At 48.7% G+C, this 2,069-nt stretch carries 2 protein-coding genes and 1 pseudogene; all 3 read right to left on the bottom strand.

Translation table 11 applies throughout. The features are described 5' to 3' along the window. Positions 1–1,514 (bottom strand): annotated as a pseudogene (locus tag ACFIKB_RS09160) (filamentous hemagglutinin); the annotation flags it as partial. Next, positions 1,511–1,759: a hypothetical protein gene (locus ACFIKB_RS09155; RefSeq protein ID WP_375653436.1), complete on the bottom strand. Its 249-nt coding sequence runs from the start codon at positions 1,757–1,759 to the stop codon at positions 1,511–1,513. The gene ACFIKB_RS09155 and the pseudogene ACFIKB_RS09160, both read right to left, overlap by 4 nt. Next, positions 1,756–2,069, bottom strand: a 314-nt coding sequence (locus tag ACFIKB_RS09150; protein ID WP_375653434.1) for a hypothetical protein, incomplete at its 5' end; no start/stop codon positions are given. The genes ACFIKB_RS09155 and ACFIKB_RS09150, both read right to left, overlap by 4 nt.

Below are 2,069 nucleotides of genomic sequence, written 5' to 3'. Positions count from 1 at the left end.
CGATCATTGCTAATCAGTGGTTTGGAACCGTCAAAATCGGGTGTTTGTCCCCCAGCCAAACCTTGATCGCCAGAGCTATAGCTGATCGACGGTTTGAAGCCATCAACGTCAGTATTTTTAACGCCACTCAAGCCTTTATTGCCAGAGCTTAAGCCAATTTGACCGGCTCCCTCGCGCACTGCATGATTGTCAAGAGTGTCTGTAACCTTGACATCAAGAGTGCCACCAGCTTCAATCGTGCCGTAAACAGCATCATAAGTGCGCGTGGGTGTTTGGATAAAAGTAGGACCATCCCATTCTTCTGCACCGTTTATACATGCTGGATTTGTGATACTACATTGCTTATGTCTGTAGCGCGTTTCCGTTACAATCTTAGTTGTTTCGATTAAATCGCGCCCCTCATTGAGCAGCGTATCGCCATGCATCACAATGTTGCCATTGGCAGCAATCAAGCTATAGCTATTGCGGATATCACCGGCATTAATTGTCAGATGACGTCCTACTAAAATCTGTGCAGCATTATTGGTAAAATGAGGCTGCTGACGAATGATCGTGGTGTCGATATTTTCCTTGATACGTAAATGATCAATATTTTCGACATCTTTCCATTCTCCTCGCACGTAACTGTGACCAACCACTTTATCGCTAACTTTAACTCCCCCTTCACGCATATTGGTAAGCGCTGAGACATCGAAGGTCATATCGCCTGAGACAGCTTCTAAAAGACCCGAGCTGTTGATCACATGACCAGCCCGCTCTCCACTTAAACCACGGATGATGAGATTGTCTTCAGCAATGACATCGGCAAACTTATTGATAAAATCCCCATCTAAGGAGAAAATGGCAGATTTCTTAGCGTAAATCAGCCCGCTATTGCTCAGATCACCACTCACATTGAGCGCAACCCCATCACCACTTGAACCAATACTGCCGGCATTGTCCAAAACATCTGCGGTTAAAACAAAAGCGCCACCACTTTTGAGAACTCCGTCTTCACCATTTAAAACCAGAGCAGCTTGCCCCAATGACGGATCATGGCTTTCTGCTATAAGCGTAAAGCTGTCACTGGCTAAAAGCTGACCTGAATTTGCTAAAGAACCAAGCTTCGCATCAACAACACCGCCCACCATGATACCGGAATTGCTTAAAACATTATAGCTGTTGAGAGTAAGTACTCCGCCTTGCGCTTCCACAAGCCCAGCTTGGGTGAGTGTGCCTGCCTTCAGCGTTACATCATAGGCGCCAACCTCACTTGTCTCACCCAGTGTCAAGGTGCCATCAGTTGAGAGCTCTATCCGCTCTTGCGCAACAATGCGCCCCGTTTGGTTCAGAGTGTTTTGCGCACGCAAAGCAATAACGCCATTGCTTGCAAGCATACCGCTATTGGTTAAATCACCGTAACTTTCGAGAGTAAGTTCCTCACCTTGCGCTTCTATAAGCCCAGCTTGGGTGAGTGTGCCTGCCTTCAGTGCCACATCATAGCCGCCAATTTGGCTTGTCTCACCCAGTGTCAAGGTGCCATCAGTTGAGAGAGCTCTATCCGCTCTTGCGCAACGATGCGCCCCGTTTGGTTCAGAGTGTTTTGCGCATTCACAGTGATTGCGCCATTGCTTGCTATCGTGCCGCTATTGGTTAAATCACCGTGGCTTTCGAGAGTAAGTTCCTCACCTTGCGCTTCTATAAGCCCAGCTTGGGTGAGTGTGCCTGCCTTCAGTGCCACATCATAGCCGCCAATTTGGCTTGTCTCACCCAGTGTCAAGGTGCCATCAGTTGAGAGAGCTCTATCCGCTCTTGCGCAACGATGCGCCCCGTTTGGTTCAGAGTGTTTTGCGCATTCACAGTGATTGCGCCATTGCTTGCTATCGTGCCGCTATTGGTTAAATCACCGTGGCTTTCGAGAGTAAGTTCCTCACCTTGCGCTTCTATAAGCCCAGCTTGGGCGAGTGTGCCTGCCTTCAGCGCGACATCATAGCCACCAACTTGGCTTGTCTCACCCAGCGTCAAGGTGCCATCGGTTGAGAGTTCTATCCGCTTTTGCGAAACAATGCGCCCCGTTTGGTTCAGAGTGT

Source organism: Bartonella sp. MR110HLJHH, from assembly GCF_042194225.1.
Lineage (GTDB): Bacteria > Pseudomonadota > Alphaproteobacteria > Rhizobiales > Rhizobiaceae > Bartonella > Bartonella grahamii.
This window is presented reverse-complemented; position numbering and strand designations above follow the sequence as displayed.